Here is a 20,227-nt window from a genome sequence, read left to right on the forward strand (position 1 = left end):
GGAAGCTGGAAGCTGGAAGCTGGAAGCTGGAAGCTGGAAGCTGGAAGCTGGAAGCTGGAAGCTGGAAGCTGGAAGCTGGAAGGCAGCATGAACCCGACATCATGGGGTCAAGGGTTTTCTTCCAGCTTCAAGCTTATGACTTCAAGCTCCGGACGAAGCCCGGCCGGGTTTTCTTCAAGCTTCCAGCTTTAGCCCGCGAAGCGGGCGTTCTTCCAGCTTCTAGCTCCCGGCGAAGCCGGGGCCCGGCTATGCCGGCACGAAGCGCAGCGCCAGGCCGTTATTGCACCAGCGCAGTCCGGTGGGCTCGGGGCCGTCCTCGAAGACGTGGCCCTGATGACCACCGCAGCGCGCACAGTGGTATTCGGTACGCGGGATCAGCATCACCAGGTCCAGCTCGGTGAGCAGGTGCCCCTCCACATGAGTGAAGAAGCTCGGCCAGCCGGTGCCGGAGTCGTATTTCATCCGGCTTTCGAACAGCAACAGGTCGCAGCCGGCGCAGCGGTACTCTCCGTCGCGGGTCTCCTTGTCCAGCGGGCTAGAGAACGCCGGCTCGGTGCCCGCCTCGCGCAGGATCCGGAAGCGTTCATCGCCGAGCCGCTCCCGCCACTCGGCTGCGCTGAGCTCCAGCGCTTCCAGCCCCGGCGCGGGCTGCAGGTCGAGTTTGGGACGCGCGGAGGCCAGCCCCGGCGCCAGACCGGCCAGACCACCGAGCCCCAGTAGCCCAAGGAAGTTGCGTCGTTTCATGATGCGCCTCCATTGGCGTGTGATCACCCCGTGTCGGGTTTGCCACGGCATCCTTACCATAAGCCCCGCTCCTTCTCGAAAGCCTCACGAAAGTGTCACGACAGCCTTCACGACAAAAAGGGGGCAGCCAAGGCTCCCCCCTCTCGGACACGACCGGAACGCCGGGGTCCGCCCGGACTGCCTCAGGTCAGGCTCGGGCCCGCGGCCACGATGGCCGGGCTCACGCCATCGAACTTCTTGAAGTTGTCGACGAACTTGGCCGCTAGATCACGCAGGTGACGGTCGTAGGCGGCCTTGTCCTCCCAGGTCTCGCGCGGGTCGAGCAGGCGAGAATCGACCCCGGGCACGGAGGTCGGCACGGCCAGGTTCAGGCCCTCGATGGTATGCGTTTGCGCATCGCGCAGCACGCCGGACTGGATGGCGCCGATGATGGCGCGAGTCGTCGGAATGGAGAAGCGCGCGCCACCCTCGCCATAGGCGCCACCGGTCCAGCCGGTGTTGACCAGGTAGACCTGCGCGTCCTGCTCGGCCACGCGCTTGATCAACAGGTCGGCATAGACCCGGGCCGGGCGTGGAAAGAAGGGCGCACCGAAGCAGGTGGAGAAGGTCGCCGCAAGCCCTTCGGAAGAGCCCATCTCGGTGGAGCCCACCTTGGCGGTATAGCCGGACAGGAAGTGGTAGGCGGCGGCCTCCTTGGAGAGCACCGAGACCGGCGGCAGCACGCCGCTCATGTCGCAGGTCAGGAAGACGATGGCGTTGGGCTCACCGGCGCGGTTCTCGGGGACACGCTTGCCGATGTGCTCGAGCGGATAGGCGGCGCGTGAGTTCTGGGTCAGGCTATCGTCGCCGTAGTCCGGCTGGCGGCGCTCGTCGAGCACCACGTTCTCCAGCACGGTGCCGAACTTGATGGCGTTCCAGATCACCGGCTCGTTCTTCTCGGAAAGATCGATGCACTTGGCGTAGCAGCCGCCCTCGATGTTGAACACGGTGCCGGGGCCCCAGCCATGCTCGTCGTCGCCGATCAGAAAGCGCGCAGGATCGGCGGACAGCGTGGTCTTGCCCGTTCCCGAGAGGCCGAAGAACAGCGTGGTCTCGCCGTCCTCGCCCACATTGGCGCTGCAGTGCATGGGAAGCACGTCGGCGGCCGGCAGCAGGAAATTCTGCACCGAGAACATCGCCTTCTTCATCTCGCCGGCATAGCGCATGCCGGCGATCAGCACCTTCTTCTCGGCGAAATTGAGGATCACGCAGCCGTCGGAGTTGGTACCGTCACGGCCCGGCTCGCAGGTGAACCCGGGGGCGTTGAGCACCGTCCACTCGTCCTTGGCCGAGGGATTGTAGGCCTCGGGACGCACGAACAGGGTGCGGCCGAACAGGTTGTGCCAGGCGGTCTGGGTGGTCACCCGTACCGGCTGGTAGTGGGCGGGGTCGCTGCCCACGTGAAGCTCCGAGACGTAGTGCTCATTGCCGGCCAGGTGGGCCTCGACGCGCGACCAGAGGGCGTCGAAACGCTGGGCGTCGAAGGGCTGGTTGACGCTGCCCCAGTCGATCTCGCCTCGCGTGGAAGGCTCGTCGACGATGAAGCGGTCCTTGGGGGAACGTCCCGTGCGCTCGCCGGTGTTCACCACCAGAGCTCCATCGGCGGACAGGCGGCCTTCGCCATTGGCCACGGCCCGCTCGATCAGCTCGGCGCTGGACAGGTTGACGTGGGCGATGGGGGCCTTATCGCCGGCGGCCTTGGGGGCGGCTTGAGTCGTGGTCATATCGTTTCCTGGGCCTTGCGGCCATCTCTCTCGTTTGCCGGGCGTCCATGACGCGGTGTCGGTTCATCCTCGACCGCCACCAGCGGTTGACCGTCTTCTAGTGAGCGGCGGCCGAAATACGGATGAACGCGGCGCATTATGGCAAAAAGCCGGCCCCGGCGACAGGAAACGACGTCGTTACGCGACGTTATAGTAATTTTACTACCAAATCGACTCCGTTAAGCACAGATATCGACGCGAGCTCAGTGCAAGGTCGGTGGCTCCTCGGGATCTTCCAGCATCGCCTCCACTTCGGCGACGGTGAACTCATAGCGGGTATGACAGAAATGACACTGGGTGGCGATCCCCCCCTGTTCGGCGAGGATGGCGTGCAGCTCTTCGCCACCCAGCGACATCAGGGCCCCAGCAATGCGCTCCCGGGAGCAGGTGCAGGCGAAGCGTAGCGCCTTGGGCTCGAAGACACGCACGGTCTCCTCATGATAGAGGCGATGCAGCAGCTCCAGTTGCTCGACGGCAAGCAACTCAGTCTCGCTGAGGGTCGAGGCCAGGTGGACGGTACGCTCCCAGGCATCCTCGTCCTGGTTCAGCGCCTCATCGGGGAGTCGCTGCAGCAGCAGCCCACCGGCCCGCTGGCCGTCGTCGGCCAACCACAGCCGGGTGGGGAGCTGTTCGGACTGGGCGAAGTAATCTTCCAGACATCCGGCCAGGCTATCGCGGTTCAGCGCCACGATACCCTGGTAGCGATGCCCGCCACGGGGGTCCAGGGTGATGGTGACCTGCCCCTCGCCCACCAGCTCGGAGAAACCGGCGTCTTCGGCAGGCAGCGCCGCCTCCTCGTCGAGTCGGGCGATGGCGCGCAGCTCGCCGCCGGGGTTGGACTCGGCCATCAGCAGCGAAAGCGGCCCCTTGCCGCGGACCTCGATGCTCATGGTGCCGTCGAGCTTGATGGTCTCGGTCAGCAACGCCACGGCGGCCAGCAGCTCGCCGAGCTGACGGGTCACCGCCGGCGGATAGTCGTGGCGATCCATGACTTCGGCATGCGCCTGCTCGAGGGTCACGATCTCGCCGCGCACGTTGGTGTCCTCGAAGAGGAAGCGTTGGATCTGGTCGTTCATGATGCTTGCCTGAGCTAAGTCGTACGAAATTAAGAGGTAAGAGGGAAGAGAGCAAGAAGTCCCGCCGACCTTGCTCGCTCTTCCCTCTTGCTTCTTCCCTCTTCATTCACCCCGCATGAATCGCTTGATCTCGCGGCGCTGCTTCTTGTCGGGGCGCTTGAGCGGATGCTGCATGGCCTGATTGGCCTGACGGCGGTTTTCGGCCTCCCGAGTGCGACGCGCCTCGCTTTCCGCGGTCTCGCGATAGAGCTCGCGTGCCTCGGGGGCGCCACGGCGCTGCTCGGACAGCGCCATCACCTCGACCTCCCAGGTATCCCAGCCCTGGGGCAGGCGAATCAGGGCACCGACCTCCACGGTCTTGCTGGTCTTGGCCCGCGCGCCATTGTAGTTCACCTTGCCGCCTTCAATGGCCTTCTTGGCCAGGCCACGGGTCTTGAAGAAACGTGCTGCCCACAGCCATTTGTCGAGCCGTACACCACTCATGCGTCCTCCTCGTCGCCGGGCCTCTCATCGGGCAGGATGGCGGCGAAGCGATCGAGAGCGATGAATTCCTCGAGCTCTTTCTCGGGCCGACGGCTGTCGGGCCGCTTGATGCCGAGCAAATGACGAATGCCGAACTCCCTGGCGCTCTCCAGCACCGCCGGATTGTCATCGATGAACAGCGTGCGAGCCGGGTCGAAGGGTTCGACGTCCTGGAGGGCAAACCAGAACTCCTGGGCTTCCTTGGGCACGCCCAGGTCGGCGGAGGAGACGATGGCGTCCAGATAGTCCTCGAGCCCGGTCAGCGGCAGCTTGAGCGCCAGGCTCTCGCGGTCGGCATTGGTGGCAAGCACCACCCGGGGGTGGGCGCGCTTGAGCCAGCGCAGGAAGTCCAGGGCATCGCTGCGCAGTCCGATCAGGTGCTGGACCTCGCGCTTGAGCGCCACGATGTCGACACCCAGTTCACGGCTCCAGTAAGCCAGGCTGTACCAGTTCAGGGTGCCCTGCTCGCGAAGGATCCGCGCACGGATCTCCTCCTGGCTCGCCTCGTCGAGCCGATGCAGCTCCACATAGCGACGCGGCAGGTGTTCCAGCCAGAAGTGGCTATCGAAATGCAGGTCCAGCAGGGTGCCGTCCATGTCGAGAAGAACGGTATCGATCGCACGCCAGTCGATCATGGGACTCCTTTCAAGGACAGTGTTCAGGGACAGTCGTCGGGGGCGACGCGGTGACGTCCGCCAGGGGGAAGACGTGATAGTGTAACCAATCGATGCAGCGGACGCATTCCAACCCCCGAATGCCCGCGGCTATCGCCGTGATTGAGTGTGTCGATCAGGCGATAGCGCCTCGGCATTCGCAGCGAACGACCGGAGACCCCATGACCGACCACGCCCCCCGCAAGCCGCAGGTTCTGGCTCGACGCAGCGTCGCGCGCAGCCGTCTGTTCCACGTCGAGGAGATGGAGCTGCGCTTCGCCAATGGCGCCGAACGCACCTTCGAGCGGCTGGGTGGCACCGGACGCGGCATCGGGGCGGTCATGATCGTGGCCATGCCCGACCCGGAGCACGTGCTGTTGATCCGCGAATACGCCGCTGGCGTCGAAGACTACGCCCTGACCCTGCCCAAGGGGCTGGTGGACCCCGGCGAGGACCTGGTCACTGCCGCCAACCGTGAACTGATGGAGGAATGCGGCTTCGGCGCCCATCGCCTGGAACCGCTGGTGGAGCTGACCCTGGCACCGAACTACATGCGTCATCGCATGCAGGTGATGCTGGCCACCGACCTCTACCCCCGACGCCTGCCGGGGGACGAGCCGGAGCCGCTGATCGTCGAGACCCATGCCATCGACGAGATCGGCGCCCTGCTGGCGCGGGAAGACTTCCACGAAGCCAGGGCCATCGCGGCCCTGTACATCGCCCGGGACAAGGTGCGCAACGAAGCCGTCACGCCCACACTCTGGTAGCGGCCTCTCCTCGTCTCCAAGAAGGTCACCGCCAGGAACGTCAGCCCTTGGCGTGAAGCCGGCGCGACAGGCTGCCGCCTTCCTTGAGCTTGACCCAGCGTCCCTGGCGATAGCTGTCGAGGCCCGCCTCGAGCAGGCTCATCACGTCCAGCGCCTCGTCGGCGGTGACCGGCGGCGGCGTGCCACGCAGCAGGGTGCGGGCGACGCCGTCGTAATAGGCTCGGTAGTCCCCGGGCACGCCCTCGACCTCATGGTGCGCGAGAGCCACCTCGTCGCCCTCCCCCTCGTTCAGGGTCAAGCGCCCCGGCGAGGGATCGACGCCCCAGGCCGGCTGCGGGCTCTCGCCCTCCTTGAGCCACCCCTCCTGGGGGTCGAGGCCATACTTGACGAAGCTGCCCCGGGTGCCGTTCACCCGCAGCCGCGGCGTAGGCTCGGCCACCAGGGTGCTGGCCCTCAGGGTCACCCGCAGACGTTCGTATTCCAGCACCGCCACGAAATCGTCGTCGATCTCGGCGCCATCGCGCAGCGTGGCCAGCTCCAGCAGGATCGCCCGCGGCATACCGAACAGCGCTCGGGCCTGGTCGAGCAGATGCGGGCCCAGGTCGTACCAGATGCCGCTGCCGGGGCGATGCTGCTCCCGCCAGCGATCGGGGACCACCGGGCGGAAACGGTCGAAGCGAGATTCCACTTCCACCACCCGTCCCAGGCGCGCTTCGTCGAGCAGCGCCTTGAGGGTCAGGAAGTCACTGTCCCAGCGTCGGTTATGGAAGACGCTGAGCAGACGCTCGGCGCCGTCAGCCTGGATCTTGAGCTGACGCGCCTCGGCCAGCGACACGGCGAAGGGCTTGTCGAGCACCACGTGCTTGCCCTTGGCCAGCGCCGCCTTGGCCAGCGGAAAATGCGTCTCGTTGGGGGTGGCGATCACCACCAGGTCGATGTCCGGATCGGCGAACAGCGACACCGCCTTGGCGTGCACCGCCACCTCGGGGTAGCGCTCGTGCACCGCGTCGGCATCGCTCGAGACCACGGCGGAAAGCTCGAGTCCCGGGGCCGCCTGGATCAGGGGCGCATGAAAGGTCCTGCCGGCCATGCCGAAACCGATCAGGCCGACGTAGAGGGTCTGGGTCTTCATACCGCGGCTTCCGTGCTGAATCGAGTCGAATCGGGGGATGCTAGCACCCCGGCCGAAGCCGGGGCCGACGGCTCAGTCAAGCTTGGTCAGGTCGCGCACCGCGCCCTTGTCGGCGGAGGTGGCGAGCAGCGCATAGGCCTTCAGGGCCGCCGAGACCTTGCGCACGCGCTGGATGCTCGGCTTCCAGGCGTCGCGGCCGCGGGCTTCCTCGGCGCGGCGCCGCTCGGCGAGCTCCTCGTCGGAGAGCTTGACGTCGATGGTCCGGTTGGGGATGTCGATGCGGATGACGTCGCCGCTCCGCACCAGGCCGATGGCGCCGCCGGCGGCCGCCTCGGGCGAGGCGTGACCGATCGACAGCCCCGAGGTGCCGCCGGAGAAGCGGCCGTCGGTGAGCAGCGCGCAGCCCTTGCCCAGGCCCTTGGACTTCAGGTATGAGGTCGGGTAGAGCATCTCCTGCATGCCCGGGCCGCCCTTGGGCCCCTCGTAGCGGATCACCACTACCTCGCCTTCGACCACCTTGCCGTCGAGAATGTGCTCAACCGCCTGGTCCTGGGACTCCACCACGTGGGCCGGGCCCTCGAAGACCAGGATCGACTCGTCGACGCCGGCGGACTTCACCACGCAGCCGTCGAGGGCGATGTTGCCCTTGAGCACGGCCAGCCCCCCCTCCTGCGAGAAGGCATGCGCCAGGTCGCGGATGCAGCCGGTGGCACGGTCGCCGTCGAGGCTCGGCCAGCGGGCGCTCTGGGAGAACGCGGTCTGGGTGGGGACGCCACCGGGGCCCGCCTTGTAGAACTCCACCACCTCGGCGCTCGGCGAGCGCATGATGTCCCATTCCTCGAGCGCTTCGGCCAGGCTGTCGCCGTAGACGGTGGGTACCCGGGTATCCAGCACGCCGGCGCGGTCCAGCTCGCCGAGGATCGCCATGATGCCGCCGGCGCGGTGCACGTCCTCGATATGATATTTCTGGGTGTTGGGCGCCACCTTGCACAGCTGCGGCACCTCGCGGGACAGGCGGTCGATATCGTCCATGTCGAAATCGATCTCCGCCTCCTGGGCCGCGGCCAGCAGGTGCAGGATGGTGTTGGTGGAGCCGCCCATGGCGATATCCAGGGTCATGGCGTTCTTGAACGCCGCCTTGGAACCGATGGCGCGCGGCAGCAGGTGCGCCTCGTCGCCCTCGTAATAGCGCTTGGCCAGCTCGACGATGCGATGGCCCGCCGTCTCGAACAGCCGGCGACGGTCGCCATGGGTGGCCAGCAGGGTGCCGTTGCCCGGCAGCGCCAGACCCAGCGCCTCGGTCAGGCAGTTCATGGAGTTGGCGGTGAACATGCCGGAGCAGCTGCCGCAGGTCGGGCAGGCGCTGCGCTCGACCTCGCTCAGGGTCTCGTCGTCCACCGAGTCATCGGCGGCCATGACCATGGCATCGACCAGGTCGAGGCCGTGGTCGAGCAGCTTGGTCTTGCCGGCCTCCATGGGGCCGCCGGAGACGAAGATCACCGGAATGTTGAGGCGCATGGCGGCCATCAGCATGCCCGGGGTGATCTTGTCGCAGTTGGAGATGCACACCAGGGCGTCGGCACAGTGGCCGTTGACCATGTACTCGACGCTGTCGGCGATGATGTCGCGGCTCGGCAGCGAGTAGAGCATGCCGTCGTGGCCCATGGCGATGCCGTCGTCCACGGCGATGGTGTTGAACTCCTTGGCCACCCCGCCGGCCTTCTCGATCTCCCGGGCGACCAGCTGGCCCATGTCCTTGAGATGCACGTGGCCGGGCACGAACTGGGTGAAGGAATTGGCCACGGCGATGATCGGCTTGTGGAAATCATCGTCCTTCATGCCGGTGGCACGCCACAGGGCGCGGGCCCCGGCCATGTTGCGGCCGGCGGTGGTGGTGCGGGAACGATACTCGGGCATGGTGTCCTCTTGAAATGCTGCCTGCCGCCCATGGCCGCGCGAATACGCGGTCGTCGAGTGGATTCGTACGAAGGCCCGGGCGATCTTCGGTGTCCAGTTCTCCGATTCTGTCATGAGCCCGGGCGAGGGGCCAGTGCCTTGCCACCTCGCGCCGCCGGCGGGTTTCTCTTCCCTCTTCCTTCTTCCCCCTTGCCGCTAAGGGCTTTCCGCTACCGGCGAAGCCGGGTCACACCAGCCGCCCCGCCTCGAGCCGGCAGCGACGATCGGCCAGCGCCTCGATGTCGTCGCGATCGTGGCTGACCAGCAGCACCGCCACGCCCGCCGACATCTGACGACGCACGAGATCCCACAGGCCGCGCCGGGTGGCGTCGTCCAGCCCGGTGAAGGGCTCGTCGAGCAGCAGCAGCGGCGCACCGCGCAGCAGCGCCCTCAGCAGCGCCACTCGCTGGCGCTGGCCACCGGAGAGCTCGTCAGGCATGCGGTCGTGAAGCCCGGCCAGCCCCACCTCGGCCAATCCCTCGCGAACCCGCGAGCGCTGCCCTCGGGACAGCTTCATGTCCGAGGCCAGGCCAAGCCCCACGTTGAGCCACACCGGCAGGTGGTCGAAGAGGTTGTGGTCCTGGAACACCGTGGTGATCCCTCGCTCCCAGGGCGGCAACGACAGCAGATCGCGCCCCTGCCAGGTCAGCCGGCCGCCGCCGGGCTCCAGGAAGCCGGCCAGCAGCGCCAGCAGCGTGCTCTTGCCGGCCCCGGATGGCCCCTCGACCGCCAGGCACTCCCCCGGCGCGAGCCCGAACGAGAAACGGAAATCGGGGATCTCGCCGGGATCGCAGCGCTCATAGTGAAAACTCACATCATCGCAACGCAGCATATCGCCTCACCATCGTCTCTCCTACTCACTACTCACCTCTTCCCCTTCCCTCTTCCCTTTCTCTCTTCCCCAGCCATAGCGCGGCGGCCGTCGGGTCAACCGATCGAGCGCGGCGAACACCAGCATGACCAGAGCAAGCAGCAGCAGCGCGGTGGCCGCCGCCCCCTGCCAGCGATAGCCGCCCAGCTGCTGGAAGAGCAGCATCGGCAGGGTCGGCGCCGAGGGGCTGCCGAACAGGGCAATCACGCTGAAGTCGCCCAGCGACAGCGTCATCGCGTAGGCCAGCGCCAGGGCCAGCGGACGACGCAGCCTCGGCCACTGCAGCCAGCGCAGCCGCGCCCAGCCGTGCACCCCGAACTGGTCGGCCAGGCGCCGCTCGGGCGCCGAGAGGCCCGGCAGCGCACCGCGGATCACCTGCATGGCGAAGGGCAGCGCCATGAAGGCGTTGACCAGTACCACCAGGGCGTAGCCCTCCCAGCCGCTGCCGAGGCGCGGTCGCAGCAGCAGGAACAGCCCCGTGCCGAACACCAGTGCCGGAATCACCAGGATCAGCTGGCCGCCGCCCTCCATGACGGTGGCGGCCAGGGGGTGCCGGGTATCGCGCAGCCACTGGCGTCCGGCGAGCAGCGCCACCGCCAGGGCCAGCGCACCGAGACCGGCGCCGAGTGCCATGGAAAGGCTTCGCAGGGCCGCAGGCGCCAGGCTTGCGCCCCGCGGCATGTCCGGCAGGCCTAGCACTCCGGCCACCAGCACCGCCGCCAGGGGCGGCAGCAGCAGCGCGGCGAGCCCCGCAAGCCAACAGGCATCGGTGAATCGCGAGATGCCCAGGGCGTCGCGTCGCCACCAGCGCCCGGCCGAGCGGCTGGGATGCCCGCCCACAGCAAGTCTCGGCGTACCGCCTCGGGACAGCGCGAGGAGCCACAGCGTCAGGCAGATCGCCAGTTGGGTCAGCGCCAGCAGCGCCGCGAGCGCCAGGTCGTGATCGAACTTCATCGCCTGGTAGAGCGCCACTTCCAGGGTCGAGGAAGCGGGGCCGCCGCCCAGGGTCATGACGATGGCGAAGCTGGTGAAGCACAGCGTGAACACCAGGGCGGCGAGCCGCGGCAGCAGCGGCGCCAACCGCGGCCATTCCAGCGCTTTCCAAAGCGCCCCTCTAGAGAGCCCCAATTGGCCGGCCAACCGCCATTGCGCGGGCGGCGCTTCCTCGAGCGCCTGCAGCATCAGCCGGGCCGCCAGCGGCAGGTTGTAGAACACGTGGGCCAGCACGATGCCGGAGAGACCGTACAGGTAGTCGTCGGGCAGCCCGCCGAGGGCGTCACGCAGCGGCGCCAGCCAGCCGCGCCGGCCGTGCACGGCGACCAGCCCGAACAGCGCGATCAGGCTCGGGATCACCAGCGACAGCTCCATGGCCCGCAGCAGCAGGCGCCGGCCGAAGAAATGCGGCCGCCGGGCCAGCGCCAGCGCCACGGGCATCGCCAGGCCGATCGAGAGCAGCGTGGAGAGGCTGGCCTGCCACAGGGTGAAGCGCAGTACGGCGGCCAGCCACGGTTCCTGCCACAGCATCGCCGGATGCAGCTCGCGTGCCTGCCACAGCAGCGCTCCCAGACTGCCGAGCCCGAGCCCTGCCACCGCGACAAGCGCCACGATGCCGGCTGTTAGGGGCCAGCGCGAATGCGTGGCCCAGCGTGACGCCATCCTCACTGGGCGACGGCGTTGCGCCACTCGCGGATCCACTCGCGGCGGTGCGCCTGGACCTCCTCGGGGCTGAAGGCCAGGCTCTTCGGTGCGATCAGCCGGTCGTACACCGCCGGCAACTCATCCCCCAGGTCGATGGCCGGGTGCATGACGTTGCCCAGCGGGATGTGGCGCTGGAAGTCCGGAGTCAGCACGAAGGCCAGGAACTTCCGGGCGAGCTCGGGCTGTTCGGTGTCCGCCACCATGGCCGCGGTCTCCACCTGAAGATAATGCCCCTCCTCGAATTCGGCGGCCTGGTAGCGATCGGTGCCCTCGACGGCCATGTGGTAGGCCGGCGACGTGGCATAGGAAAGCACCATCGGCGCTTCGCCATTCATGAACAGCGAGAAATAGGCCTGGCTCCAGCCATTGGTGACGGTCAGCACCCGCTCCTGGAGACGCGACCAGACCTCCGGGGCCTGCTCGCCGTAGACCTTCTTGATCCACAGCAGCAGCCCGAGGCCGGTGACGCTGGTGCGCGGGTCCTGGAGGATCACCTTGACGTCCTCCGGGGCCTCGAGCAGCGCTTCGAAGCTGTCGGGCGGGTCGCTGAGCTGCTCGGTGTCGTAGACGAAGGCGAAATGCCCCCAGTCGTAGGGCAGGAAGGTGTCATCGTCCCAGGCGATGGGCAGATCGAGCGCTGCCGTGTCGACGCCGTGGGGCGCCAGCAGGTCCAGCGAGCGGGCTTCGGCCATCAGGTTCATGTCCAGCCCCAGCACCACGTCGGCGGCGGTGCCCTGGCCCTCCAGGCGCAGCCGCTGGAGGATATCGACGCCGCCGGGCAGCGCCACGAACTCGAGGTCGCAGTCGCAGCGAGCCTCGAAGGCCTTCTCGATGCCGGGGCCAGGGCCCCACTCGGAGACGAAGGAATCGTAGGTGTAGACGGTGAGCGTCTCGCCGGCCTGCGCGACACCGGCGACCAGCAGCACCGCCAGCGACGCACCGGCGGCGTAAACCTTGAGAGGCATGGGCATTCCTGTTGTTCGAGAAGTGGGGAATCGGACACGAAAACGCGCCCGCCATTATGCCATCGGCGGGCGCGCAGGTATGAGGTTATCCGGCGACCTGTTCACGGCGCCCCTTGAGCGTTAGCCCGACTGCTTCCCTGACGATCAGGAAAGCGCCGATTTATGTCGCGAGCGAAGAGAGGCTGGCCGCCGCCGGAGCGCAGCTACCGGAGTGTAGCCTGCTACATGAGGATAGCGACGGTTCGACGCCTCGACACCGCCGACGGCCAGGATCGCTAGGTTCGTTCCCGACGAACCAACGCACTTCCCACGTCCCTGTGGGTCATCAAGCGCAGCAATAAATCGGTGTTTTCCTCAGCCGAAGACCACCTTCGCCACATCCCTGTAGCGAGCGGCGAAGTGCACCGTCATGCCCTCCCGGAGGTAGTCGGGCAGTTCCTCGTAGTCGCGGCGGTTGGCCTCGGGCAGGATCACCTCGAAGATCTCGCTGCGCCGGGCGGCGATGATCTTCTCGCGGATGCCGCCCACCGGCAGCACGTGGCCGGTCAGGGTCAGCTCGCCGGTCATCGCCAGCGAGCGGTCGATGGGCCGGTGCTTGGCGAGCGACAGCAGCGCCGTGGTCATGGTCACCCCGGCCGAGGGACCGTCCTTGGGCGTGGCACCCTCCGGCACGTGCAGGTGCACGAAGGCGGAGTCGAAGAAGTCCGGGTCGGCACCGTACTCGCCGAGATGGCCCAACACGTAGCTGTAGGCGATGTTGGCCGACTCCTTCATCACGTCGCCCAACTGGCCGGTGAGCTTGAAGCCGCGATCCAGGGCATGCACCTTGCCGGCCTCCACCGACAGGGTCGCGCCGCCCATGGACGTCCAGGCGAGCCCCGTGACCACCCCCTCGCCCTTCATCACCTTTTCCTTGCGGAACAGCGGCGCGCCGAGAAATTCCTCGAGGTTGTTCACCGAGACCTTGACCGTCTGCTGGTCGTTCTCGAGCAGCTTGACCGCCGCCTTGCGCACGATGCGGTGCAGCTGCTTCTCGAGCTGGCGCACGCCGGCCTCCCGAGCGTAGCCCTCGATCACCTGGCGCAGCGCCGCATCGGTGAGGTTGATGCGCTTCTTGGGAATACGGTCGCGCTCGAGCAGCTTGGGCCAAAGGTGGTGCTTGGCGATGGCCACCTTCTCCTGGGCGATGTAGCCGGACAGGCGAATCTGCTCCATGCGATCCAGCAGCGCCGGCGGAATCGAGTCCAGGGTATTGGCGGTGCACACGAACAGCACCTTGGAGAGATCCAGGCGCACGTCCAGATAGTGGTCGAGGAAATCGACGTTCTGCTCCGGGTCGAGCACCTCGAGCAGCGCCGAGGCCGGATCGCCCTGGAACGACTGGCCCATCTTGTCGATCTCGTCGAGCATGATCACCGGGTTCTCGACGTCGACTTCCTTGATGGCCTGCACCAGCTTGCCGGGCATGGCACCCACGTAAGTGCGACGGTGGCCCTTGATCTCGGCCTCGTCGCGCATGCCGCCCACCGAGAAACGATAGAATCGGCGGCCCAGGGCCTCGGCGATGGAGCGCCCCACCGAGGTCTTGCCGACGCCGGGCGGCCCCACCAGCAGCAGGATCGAACCGCCGACGTCACCCTTGAAGGTACCCTCGGCGAGGAACTCGACGATGCGCTCCTTGACGTCCTTGAGGCCATCATGGTCGCGGTCGAGCACCTGCCGGGCATGGCCTAGGTCGAGCTGGTCGTCGCTGGTGATGCCCCAGGGCAATGAGGTCAGCCAGTCCAGGTAGTGTCGGGTAGTGCCATACTCTGGCGAGCCGGTCTCGAGCACCGAGAGTTTCTCGAGCTCGTCGTCGATGCGCGCCTGGACCCGCTCGGGGACCGTCTTGTCGGCCAGCCGGCCGCGGAAGGTGTCGACGTCGTTCTCGCGGTCGTCCTTCGAGATGCCCAGTTCGCGCTGGATGATCTTGAGCTGCTCGCGCAGGAAGAACTCCCGCTGGCGCTCCTGCATCTGGGCATTGACCTGCTCGCTGATCTCGCTCTGCAGCCGGGCGACGTCGATCTCCTTGCGCAGCAGCGGCAGCACCTTCTGCATGCGCTCCATCACCGGCAGCGATTCCAGCACGTCCTGCAGCTCCGGCCCCTTGGCCGAGGTGATGGCCGCGGCGAAGTCGGTGAGCGGGCCCGGCTCATGGGGGCTGAAGCGATTGAGGTAGTGCTTGAGTTCCTCACCGTATAGCGGATTGATCGGCAGCAATTCCTTGATGCCGTTGATCAATGCCATGGCGTAGGCGCGAGTCTCCTCGTCCTCGGCATCCACCGGCTCACGGGGATAGCTGACCTCGACCAGGTAAGGCGGCTCCTTGGAGAGCCAGCGCTGGATGCGGAAGCGGCGCATGCCCTGGGCGATGAACTGCAGCTGGGCATCCTCACCCTGAAGCTTGTGCACCTTGACCGCCGTGCCCACCTCGGGGAAATCCTCCTGGCCCAGCTCATCGACCCCCGCCTCGCCGACGAAGGCCAGCCCGACCATGTGATGCGGCGTATTGCCGACTCGCCGGATGGTCTCCTCCCAGCGCTCGCGGTTGATCACCAGCGGCTGGACCTGGGCGGGAAAGAAGGGGCGATTGTGAATCGGCAGCAGGTAGACCCGTTCCGGCAAGGTATCGCTCGCCGGCACGACCGCATGGCCTGCGCCCTCATCGAGATCGAACTCGTCTTCCGTCTCGCTATCGGCCTGCACCCATTCCAGGCCATCCTGTTCAAAACGCTGATCGTCTTCGCTCATGCCTACCTCATCCTGAAGGAGCGGGGCATCTCGGCCCGTGATGTCTTCGGGAATGCGGGCGACACGGCAAAACTTCAAGTCATTGCCAGTGTTCGAGGGCCGGCGGCAGGGGGCGACCGTTGATCCGGACCCGTCCACTGACCACATCGACCTGCAGTTCCCGGGTATCCAGCGGCAGCCCCAGCCACAGCGCGATCACCGGCGGCAGCTCTTGCCACAGGAAGTCGCCGTCGAGGCGCTCGCGCCACTCGGCGCGCTCCCGCGCCGTCAGCAACGCCAGCGGATCCAGTGACTCGAGGTCGCGGGCATCGAAGACCAGCACCCCCTCACCGGTCAGCGACAGCCCCAGCATGGGACTGTCGAGATCCGCCTCGAGGATGTCGAGCCGCGGCGAATCGGCCAGCAGCGAGCGCAGCACCCGGTTCAACTCGATGGCCGAGGCCTTGTCATCCTCGGCGATGTGGCCGTGAGCGGTCTCTCGGCGCAGGGTGGCCAGCAGGCGGCGCAGGGCATCGGCATCGAGCCGCGAGAGCTCGGCGACCACGCCTCCCGACAGCAATACGTCGTCTGCCGAGTGAATCTCGCCGAGCTCCAGCTTGCCCTTGAGGCGCAGTTCCTCGGCGTCCAGCACGGTGCGCGTCTGCAGAGTGATCTCGTCGGCGTCGAAGGCCAGCTCCGGCGATCGCCAGGCCAGGTCCTGAATACGTAGACGATCATTCTGATTGAAGTGGAGGGCTGGCTGGGTATAAGCGTAGCGACTCTCCAGCACGATCGGCCCGGCCCTCAGGCTCGTCTCGCCATCGTCCAGGCGCACGGCCGCCAGGCGTGCCCGCAGCTGCCAGTCACCGATACCGCCGTGAATGGCGACGCGCCCGCCCTGCAGGGTCAGGGTTCGCCCCTGCTGGTGAAAGACGATCGGCGCGAGCTCCAGCGCCGCGTCCAGCGTCTCGGTATAGGGGCTGAAGCGGGCATTCCACTCCGGCGGGGCGATCCGGGCATCGCCGAGCGCGGTCTCGCCAGTCCCCGAAGCATGGGGGCGCAAGGTTCCATCCAGCACGGTGCTCAGCACACCGTGTCGGGCACGATAGACGAGATCGAGATGCCAGGCATCGCCCAACAGCGGCGACAGGTGAAGAACACCGTGCGAGGTCAGCCAGCCATGCTCGACGTCGCTGCGACGAACCGTCAGCTCCCCTCGCAGCTGGAGCTCCTTGACGGCCCGTGCGAGCTGTCGCTCGAACAGCAGGCCGGACAGCGTCTGGGCCACCGCCCAGGCAAGCGCCAGCACCGCCAGCACCGGCACGATCAAGCGCTCCTTGCGCATCGCTCACTCCTTGTCACCGTACCGCCCGCCGGCCTCAGTGCAGCCAGAACCAAAGGTGCATCGTACACCAGGCATAGGCGCTGGCCAGGACGTCGTCGATCATGATGCCGAAGCCCCCGGCGACCCGGCGGTCGGCCCAGCGAATCGGCCAGGGCTTGAAGACATCGAAGATCCGGAAGGCCACGAAGCCCCACAGCGCGGCCTCCCAGGAGAAGGGCACTGCGGTCATGGTCAACCAGTAGCCGACGAACTCGTCCCAGACGATGCCGGAGTGATCATGGACCCCCAGGTCGCGGGAACTCTTTTCACACAGCCAGATGCCCCACACGAAGGTGATGGCCACCACCAGCAGATACCAGCCCAGCGGCAGCTCCGACATCAGCCAGTAGAAGGGAATGGCCGCCAGGGTGCCGAAGGTACCCGGGGCAAAGGGAACGGCACCGCTGCCGAAACCGAAGGCAAGGAAGTGGACCGGCCGATGCCAGACGCTCTGGGGGGCACGGTTCATGACGCGTCTCCTGAGAAATGCTGCCAGCCCGCGACGCCCTTCTCGGCCACCCCGGTGATGCCGGGGGTGTCGGTGACGCGACCGATCGCGGTCAGCGCCAAACCGTCGGCGGCCAGACGCTCGCAGGCCGGCGCGAGACACTCGGCCGGCAGCGTCACCAGCAGTTCATAGTCGTCGCCGCCGCTCAGGGCGGCACGCCGGGCACCCGAATCGCCAAGCGCCGCCGCGAGCCCCTCGGCCAGCGGCAGCGCCTCCGGGCTCAAGGCCACGCCCACCCCGGAGGCCGCACAGAGGTGCCCCAGGTCGGCCAGCAGGCCATCCGAGACATCGATCGCCGCGCTGGCCAGCTCGCGCAGGGCCATGCCCGCCGCGAGCCTCGGTTCGGGCGTGAGGTAGCGACGCAGCAAGGGATCGTCGCGGTCACGCCGACCTGCCTGCCAGCGCGCCAGGCCACCCGCGCCGCCGCCAAGGGCACCGGTCACCGCCACCACCTCGCCGGGTCGCGCACCGCGTCGGGTCAGGGCCTGCCCCTCGGGAACCTCGCCGATCACCGTCACGCCCACCGCCAATTCCCCGCGGGTGACGTCACCGCCGGCCAGGGTGACGCCACTCGCCTTGCACAGGGCATGGAACCCTGCCGCGAAGTCGGCCACCCAGGCCTCGTCGGCCGTGGGCAGGGTCAGCGACATCAGGCACCAGCGCGCGCTGGCCCCCATGGCGGCCAGATCACTCAGGCTGACCGCCAGCGCCCGGTGGCCGACGGCCGCCGCCGGCGCATCGGCGGGAAAATGAACGTCGGCCACCGAGGTGTCGACGCTCATCGCCAGCCGCATGCCCGGCGTGGGCACCAGCAAGGCACAGTCGTCGCCAACCCCGAGCTCGACCCCGGCGGCGTCCGCGGCCGACGTCGGGGCAAGGTAGCGGGCGATCAGCTCGAATTCGCTGTACATCCGATAAAGGCCTCAGCGACGACGCGCAGAGACCTCGGCGCCGCGCAGTCGGGCGGCGAGCTTGTCGAGGATGCCGTTGACGTACTTGTGCCCTTCGGTGGCCCCGAAGGACTTGGCCAGTTCGACGCCCTCGTTGATCACCGCGCGATAGGGCACCTCGGGGCGCTTGGCGAGCTCATAGGCGCCCAGGCGCAGGATGGACAGTTCGATGAGGTCGAGATCCTCGAGGCGACGGTCGAGCAGCGGCGCGATGGCGGCGTCCATCTCGCGGCGATGACGGGCCACCTCGTGCAGCAGCTGATGGAAAAGGGCCAGGTCGGCGATTTCCATGACCTTGTGCCAGTTCTCGTGGTCCTCCAGGTCATCGTCGGCCACCTGGCTGCGGAACTCGGCCTCCACGGCGCTGATGGACTTGCCGGTCAACTGCCACTGGTAAAGCCCCTGGATGGCCAGCTCACGGGCCGCATGGCGGGCCAACTGGGCCTTGGACGGTGCACGTCGCTGCTCGCTCATTGCGCCTCCTCCCCGCCGTCGCCGAAGCGGCGCAGCAGCGAGACCATCTCCATGGCCGCCATGGCCGCCTCGGTACCCTTGTTGCCAGCCTTGGTGCCGGCCCGCTCGATGGCCTGCTCGATGGAGTTGACGGTCAGCACGCCGTTGGCCACGGGGGTATCGAACTCCAGCTGCAGGCGGCTCATGGCCGAGTTGCACTCGCCGGCCACGTGCTCGAAGTGCGGCGTGCCGCCGCGAATCACCGCGCCCAGGGCGATGACCGCCTCGGGGCGGGCGACCTGGAGCACGCGCTTGATGGCCAGCGGCAATTCCCAGGCTCCGGGGGTGTGGACGATGTCGATGTTGTCCTCGTCCACGCCATGGCGCACCAGGCTATCCACGGCGCCCTCGACCAGGCTGTCCACCACATGATGATTGAAGCGGCCCACTACGATCACGTAGCGGCCATCGACGTCGACGAAACTGCCTTCGACTTGGGAAATCGGTTGCATGGTCTCTTTCCTGCTGAACCCGATGATACGGAATCGCCGAGGGCGCGCTGAGGGCGCCTCGGCGAGATGTCGGTAGGGGCGTCAGGCGCCGTCGTCACCCTCGGCAGCCGGCGGCTGGCCAGGCTCGAGCCGCTCGACCACTTCCAGGTCAAAGCCGGAGAGCGCCGAGAATCTCCACGGCGAACTGAGCAGGCGCATACGGCCCACGCCCAGGTCACGCAGGATCTGCGAGCCGGTGCCGATCGTCAGGTAGTTGCCGGCGCCGTCTGAATCGGAAGTGCGTGGCGGCCGGCGACGCTCCAGGAAGACGTCGAGGAGGTCGCGGAGATCCTGGCGCGAGCGGCCGTCGTCGAGCAGCACGAACACGCCCTGGTCGGCGCGGGCGATCTCGGCGATGGCCTCATGGGCGGTCCAGCTATCGTGCTCGCCCTTCTGCAGCGACAGCAGGTCGCGCATCACGTTGGTCAGATGCACACGCACCGTGGTCAAGGCCTCCGGATGGGGATGCCCCTTGACCAGCGCCAGGTGATGGGCGCCCTGGATACGATCGCGGAAGACGTGCAGGGTCAGCTCGCCATGGGGCGTCTGCACCGGCATCGACTCCAGCGATTCCACGGTCTGCTCGTTGTGGATGCGATAGTGGATCAGGTCGGCGATGGTGCCCATCTTCAGACCATGCTCGCGGGCGAAGGCCTCGAGCTCCGGCCGCCGCGCCATGCTGCCGTCGTCGCTCATCACTTCGCAGATCACACCGCTGGGGTCCAGGCCGGCCAGGGCCGACAGGTCGCAGGCCGCCTCGGTATGGCCGGCACGCCGCAGCACACCGCCGGGCTCGGCCATCAACGGAAAGATGTGGCCAGGCTGAACGATATCGGCGGCCTGGGCGTCACGAGCCACCGCCGCCTGGACGGTGCGCGCCCGGTCGGCGGCGGAGATCCCGGTGGTCACGCCCTCGGCGGCCTCGATCGACAGCGTGAACTTGGTGCCGAAACCGGAGCCGTTGTCGCGCACCATCAGCGGCAGCTGCAGGCGCTCGCAGCGCTCGCGGGTCATCGGCAGGCAGATCAGGCCCCGAGCGTGGCGGGCCATGAAGTTGATGTGCTCGGCCTCCACCTTCTCGGCAGCCATGATGATGTCGCCTTCGTTCTCGCGATCCTCGTCGTCCATCAGGATCACCATCCGCCCCTGGCGGATGTCTTCGATCAGTTCGGCGATGGGGGCCAGGCCCCCGGAGGAGGAGTGCTCCATGGAATCTCCACTGAGTCTGCTGCGGTCGTCGCGAGGCAACGACATCGTCGTCGCCGTCGGGCGTCGCCCGCCTCGAAACCGCGTCAGGGTACCGTGGCACGGCCCCGGGCGCCAGTATGGCGTTCGGGCTTCGGGCTTCGGGCTTCGGGCTTCGGGCTTCGGGCTTCGGGCTTCGGGCTTCGGGCTTCGGGCTTCGGGCTTCGGGCTTCGGGCTTCG

Annotated in this window: 18 protein-coding genes; 1 reads left to right on the forward strand and 17 read right to left on the reverse strand. The window is 67.4% G+C overall.

What is annotated here, in order from left to right; all coding sequences use genetic code 11:
• Nucleotides 1–246 precede the first annotated feature (246 nt).
• From msrB to yrfG, 5 genes are all read right to left on the reverse strand, one after another.
• Nucleotides 247–744 (reverse strand): peptide-methionine (R)-S-oxide reductase MsrB, encoded by a 498-nt coding sequence (gene msrB, locus FHR96_RS20840; RefSeq protein ID WP_183389637.1) that lies wholly within the window; start codon nucleotides 742–744, stop codon nucleotides 247–249.
• Nucleotides 745–926: 182 nt separating this feature from the next.
• A complete protein-coding gene (locus FHR96_RS20845) occupies nucleotides 927–2,507 on the reverse strand; it encodes a phosphoenolpyruvate carboxykinase (RefSeq protein ID WP_183389638.1) in 1,581 nt (526 codons plus the stop codon).
• A 242-nt stretch (nucleotides 2,508–2,749) separates the two neighbouring features.
• Complete coding sequence (gene hslO, locus FHR96_RS20850) at nucleotides 2,750–3,622, reverse strand: Hsp33 family molecular chaperone HslO (protein ID WP_183389639.1); 873 nt, start codon at nucleotides 3,620–3,622, stop codon at nucleotides 2,750–2,752.
• Nucleotides 3,623–3,724: 102 nt separating this feature from the next.
• Entirely contained in the window at nucleotides 3,725–4,105 is a 381-nt protein-coding gene (locus FHR96_RS20855; RefSeq protein WP_183389640.1) for an RNA-binding S4 domain-containing protein, read from the reverse strand.
• Nucleotides 4,102–4,779, reverse strand: coding sequence for a GMP/IMP nucleotidase (gene yrfG, locus FHR96_RS20860; RefSeq protein WP_183389641.1), 678 nt, complete (start codon nucleotides 4,777–4,779; stop codon nucleotides 4,102–4,104). Before yrfG ends, FHR96_RS20855 begins: the two co-directional genes overlap by 4 nt.
• A gap of 200 nt (nucleotides 4,780–4,979) precedes the next feature.
• Between yrfG and nudE the strand changes: the two genes are divergently transcribed.
• Nucleotides 4,980–5,564 (forward strand): ADP compounds hydrolase NudE, encoded by a 585-nt coding sequence (nudE, locus tag FHR96_RS20865; protein ID WP_183389642.1) that lies wholly within the window; start codon nucleotides 4,980–4,982, stop codon nucleotides 5,562–5,564.
• Nucleotides 5,565–5,604: 40 nt separating this feature from the next.
• Here the strand turns inward: nudE and FHR96_RS20870 are convergent, their stop codons facing one another.
• The 12 genes from FHR96_RS20870 to ribBA all read right to left on the reverse strand — a co-directional run bounded on the left by FHR96_RS20870 (nucleotide 5,605) and on the right by ribBA (nucleotide 20,010).
• Nucleotides 5,605–6,696: an oxidoreductase gene (locus FHR96_RS20870; RefSeq protein ID WP_183389643.1), complete on the reverse strand. Its 1,092-nt coding sequence runs from the start codon at nucleotides 6,694–6,696 to the stop codon at nucleotides 5,605–5,607.
• Nucleotides 6,697–6,768: 72 nt separating this feature from the next.
• Nucleotides 6,769–8,613: a dihydroxy-acid dehydratase gene (gene ilvD, locus FHR96_RS20875; RefSeq protein WP_183389644.1), complete on the reverse strand. Its 1,845-nt coding sequence runs from the start codon at nucleotides 8,611–8,613 to the stop codon at nucleotides 6,769–6,771.
• A 226-nt stretch (nucleotides 8,614–8,839) separates the two neighbouring features.
• Complete coding sequence (locus FHR96_RS20880) at nucleotides 8,840–9,484, reverse strand: ATP-binding cassette domain-containing protein (protein ID WP_183389645.1); 645 nt, start codon at nucleotides 9,482–9,484, stop codon at nucleotides 8,840–8,842.
• Between the two features lie 21 nt (nucleotides 9,485–9,505).
• Nucleotides 9,506–11,179 (reverse strand): thiamine/thiamine pyrophosphate ABC transporter permease, encoded by a 1,674-nt coding sequence (gene thiP, locus FHR96_RS20885; RefSeq protein ID WP_246393071.1) that lies wholly within the window; start codon nucleotides 11,177–11,179, stop codon nucleotides 9,506–9,508.
• A 2-nt stretch (nucleotides 11,180–11,181) separates the two neighbouring features.
• Nucleotides 11,182–12,186 (reverse strand): thiamine ABC transporter substrate binding subunit, encoded by a 1,005-nt coding sequence (thiB, locus tag FHR96_RS20890; RefSeq protein WP_183389647.1) that lies wholly within the window; start codon nucleotides 12,184–12,186, stop codon nucleotides 11,182–11,184.
• A gap of 354 nt (nucleotides 12,187–12,540) precedes the next feature.
• Nucleotides 12,541–14,976, reverse strand: a complete 2,436-nt coding sequence (lon, locus tag FHR96_RS20895; RefSeq protein ID WP_183389648.1) for an endopeptidase La — start codon at nucleotides 14,974–14,976, stop codon at nucleotides 12,541–12,543.
• A 79-nt stretch (nucleotides 14,977–15,055) separates the two neighbouring features.
• On the reverse strand, nucleotides 15,056–16,300 hold the full coding sequence (locus tag FHR96_RS20900) for a DUF945 family protein (protein WP_183389649.1): 1,245 nt from the start codon (nucleotides 16,298–16,300) through the stop codon (nucleotides 15,056–15,058).
• Between the two features lie 34 nt (nucleotides 16,301–16,334).
• On the reverse strand, nucleotides 16,335–16,808 hold the full coding sequence (locus FHR96_RS20905) for a phosphatidylglycerophosphatase A family protein (protein ID WP_183389650.1): 474 nt from the start codon (nucleotides 16,806–16,808) through the stop codon (nucleotides 16,335–16,337).
• On the reverse strand, nucleotides 16,805–17,758 hold the full coding sequence (thiL, locus tag FHR96_RS20910; RefSeq protein WP_183389651.1) for a thiamine-phosphate kinase: 954 nt from the start codon (nucleotides 17,756–17,758) through the stop codon (nucleotides 16,805–16,807). The genes FHR96_RS20905 and thiL overlap by 4 nt, the downstream gene beginning before the upstream one ends.
• Before the next feature lie 12 nt (nucleotides 17,759–17,770).
• Nucleotides 17,771–18,271, reverse strand: a complete 501-nt coding sequence (nusB, locus tag FHR96_RS20915; RefSeq protein ID WP_183389652.1) for a transcription antitermination factor NusB — start codon at nucleotides 18,269–18,271, stop codon at nucleotides 17,771–17,773.
• The gene (ribH, locus tag FHR96_RS20920) at nucleotides 18,268–18,762 is read right to left on the reverse strand and encodes a 6,7-dimethyl-8-ribityllumazine synthase (RefSeq protein WP_183389653.1); all 495 of its coding nucleotides are present in this window, start codon (nucleotides 18,760–18,762) and stop codon (nucleotides 18,268–18,270) included. The genes nusB and ribH overlap by 4 nt, the downstream gene beginning before the upstream one ends.
• 81 nt (nucleotides 18,763–18,843) lie before the next feature.
• The gene (gene ribBA / locus FHR96_RS20925) at nucleotides 18,844–20,010 is read right to left on the reverse strand and encodes a bifunctional 3,4-dihydroxy-2-butanone-4-phosphate synthase/GTP cyclohydrolase II (protein WP_183389654.1); all 1,167 of its coding nucleotides are present in this window, start codon (nucleotides 20,008–20,010) and stop codon (nucleotides 18,844–18,846) included.
• Between the last annotated feature and the right edge of the window lie 217 nt (nucleotides 20,011–20,227).

Source organism: Halomonas organivorans, assembly GCF_014192055.1.
Lineage (GTDB): Bacteria > Pseudomonadota > Gammaproteobacteria > Pseudomonadales > Halomonadaceae > Halomonas > Halomonas organivorans.

Excerpts from the sequence above, each read along its gene's own strand:
- ilvD (WP_183389644.1), bottom strand. The coding sequence starts at position 8,613 with ATGCCCGAGTATCGTTCCCGCACCACCACCGCCGGCCGCAACATGGCC.
- ribH (WP_183389653.1), bottom strand. The coding sequence starts at position 18,762 with ATGCAACCGATTTCCCAAGTCGAAGGCAGTTTCGTCGACGTCGATGGC.
- FHR96_RS20905 (WP_183389650.1), bottom strand. The coding sequence starts at position 16,808 with ATGAACCGTGCCCCCCAGAGCGTCTGGCATCGGCCGGTCCACTTCCTT.
- FHR96_RS20855 (WP_183389640.1), bottom strand. The coding sequence starts at position 4,105 with ATGAGTGGTGTACGGCTCGACAAATGGCTGTGGGCAGCACGTTTCTTC.
- yrfG (WP_183389641.1), bottom strand. The coding sequence starts at position 4,779 with ATGATCGACTGGCGTGCGATCGATACCGTTCTTCTCGACATGGACGGC.
- thiP (WP_246393071.1), bottom strand. The coding sequence starts at position 11,179 with ATGGCGTCACGCTGGGCCACGCATTCGCGCTGGCCCCTAACAGCCGGC.
- thiL (WP_183389651.1), bottom strand. The coding sequence starts at position 17,758 with ATGTACAGCGAATTCGAGCTGATCGCCCGCTACCTTGCCCCGACGTCG.
- hslO (WP_183389639.1), bottom strand. The coding sequence starts at position 3,622 with ATGAACGACCAGATCCAACGCTTCCTCTTCGAGGACACCAACGTGCGC.
- nusB (WP_183389652.1), bottom strand. The coding sequence starts at position 18,271 with ATGAGCGAGCAGCGACGTGCACCGTCCAAGGCCCAGTTGGCCCGCCAT.
- msrB (WP_183389637.1), bottom strand. The coding sequence starts at position 744 with ATGAAACGACGCAACTTCCTTGGGCTACTGGGGCTCGGTGGTCTGGCC.
- FHR96_RS20870 (WP_183389643.1), bottom strand. The coding sequence starts at position 6,696 with ATGAAGACCCAGACCCTCTACGTCGGCCTGATCGGTTTCGGCATGGCC.
- thiB (WP_183389647.1), bottom strand. The coding sequence starts at position 12,186 with ATGCCTCTCAAGGTTTACGCCGCCGGTGCGTCGCTGGCGGTGCTGCTG.
- ribBA (WP_183389654.1), bottom strand. The coding sequence starts at position 20,010 with ATGGAGCACTCCTCCTCCGGGGGCCTGGCCCCCATCGCCGAACTGATC.
- FHR96_RS20845 (WP_183389638.1), bottom strand. The coding sequence starts at position 2,507 with ATGACCACGACTCAAGCCGCCCCCAAGGCCGCCGGCGATAAGGCCCCC.
- lon (WP_183389648.1), bottom strand. The coding sequence starts at position 14,976 with ATGAGCGAAGACGATCAGCGTTTTGAACAGGATGGCCTGGAATGGGTG.
- FHR96_RS20900 (WP_183389649.1), bottom strand. The coding sequence starts at position 16,300 with ATGCGCAAGGAGCGCTTGATCGTGCCGGTGCTGGCGGTGCTGGCGCTT.
- nudE (WP_183389642.1), top strand. The coding sequence starts at position 4,980 with ATGACCGACCACGCCCCCCGCAAGCCGCAGGTTCTGGCTCGACGCAGC.
- FHR96_RS20880 (WP_183389645.1), bottom strand. The coding sequence starts at position 9,484 with ATGCTGCGTTGCGATGATGTGAGTTTTCACTATGAGCGCTGCGATCCC.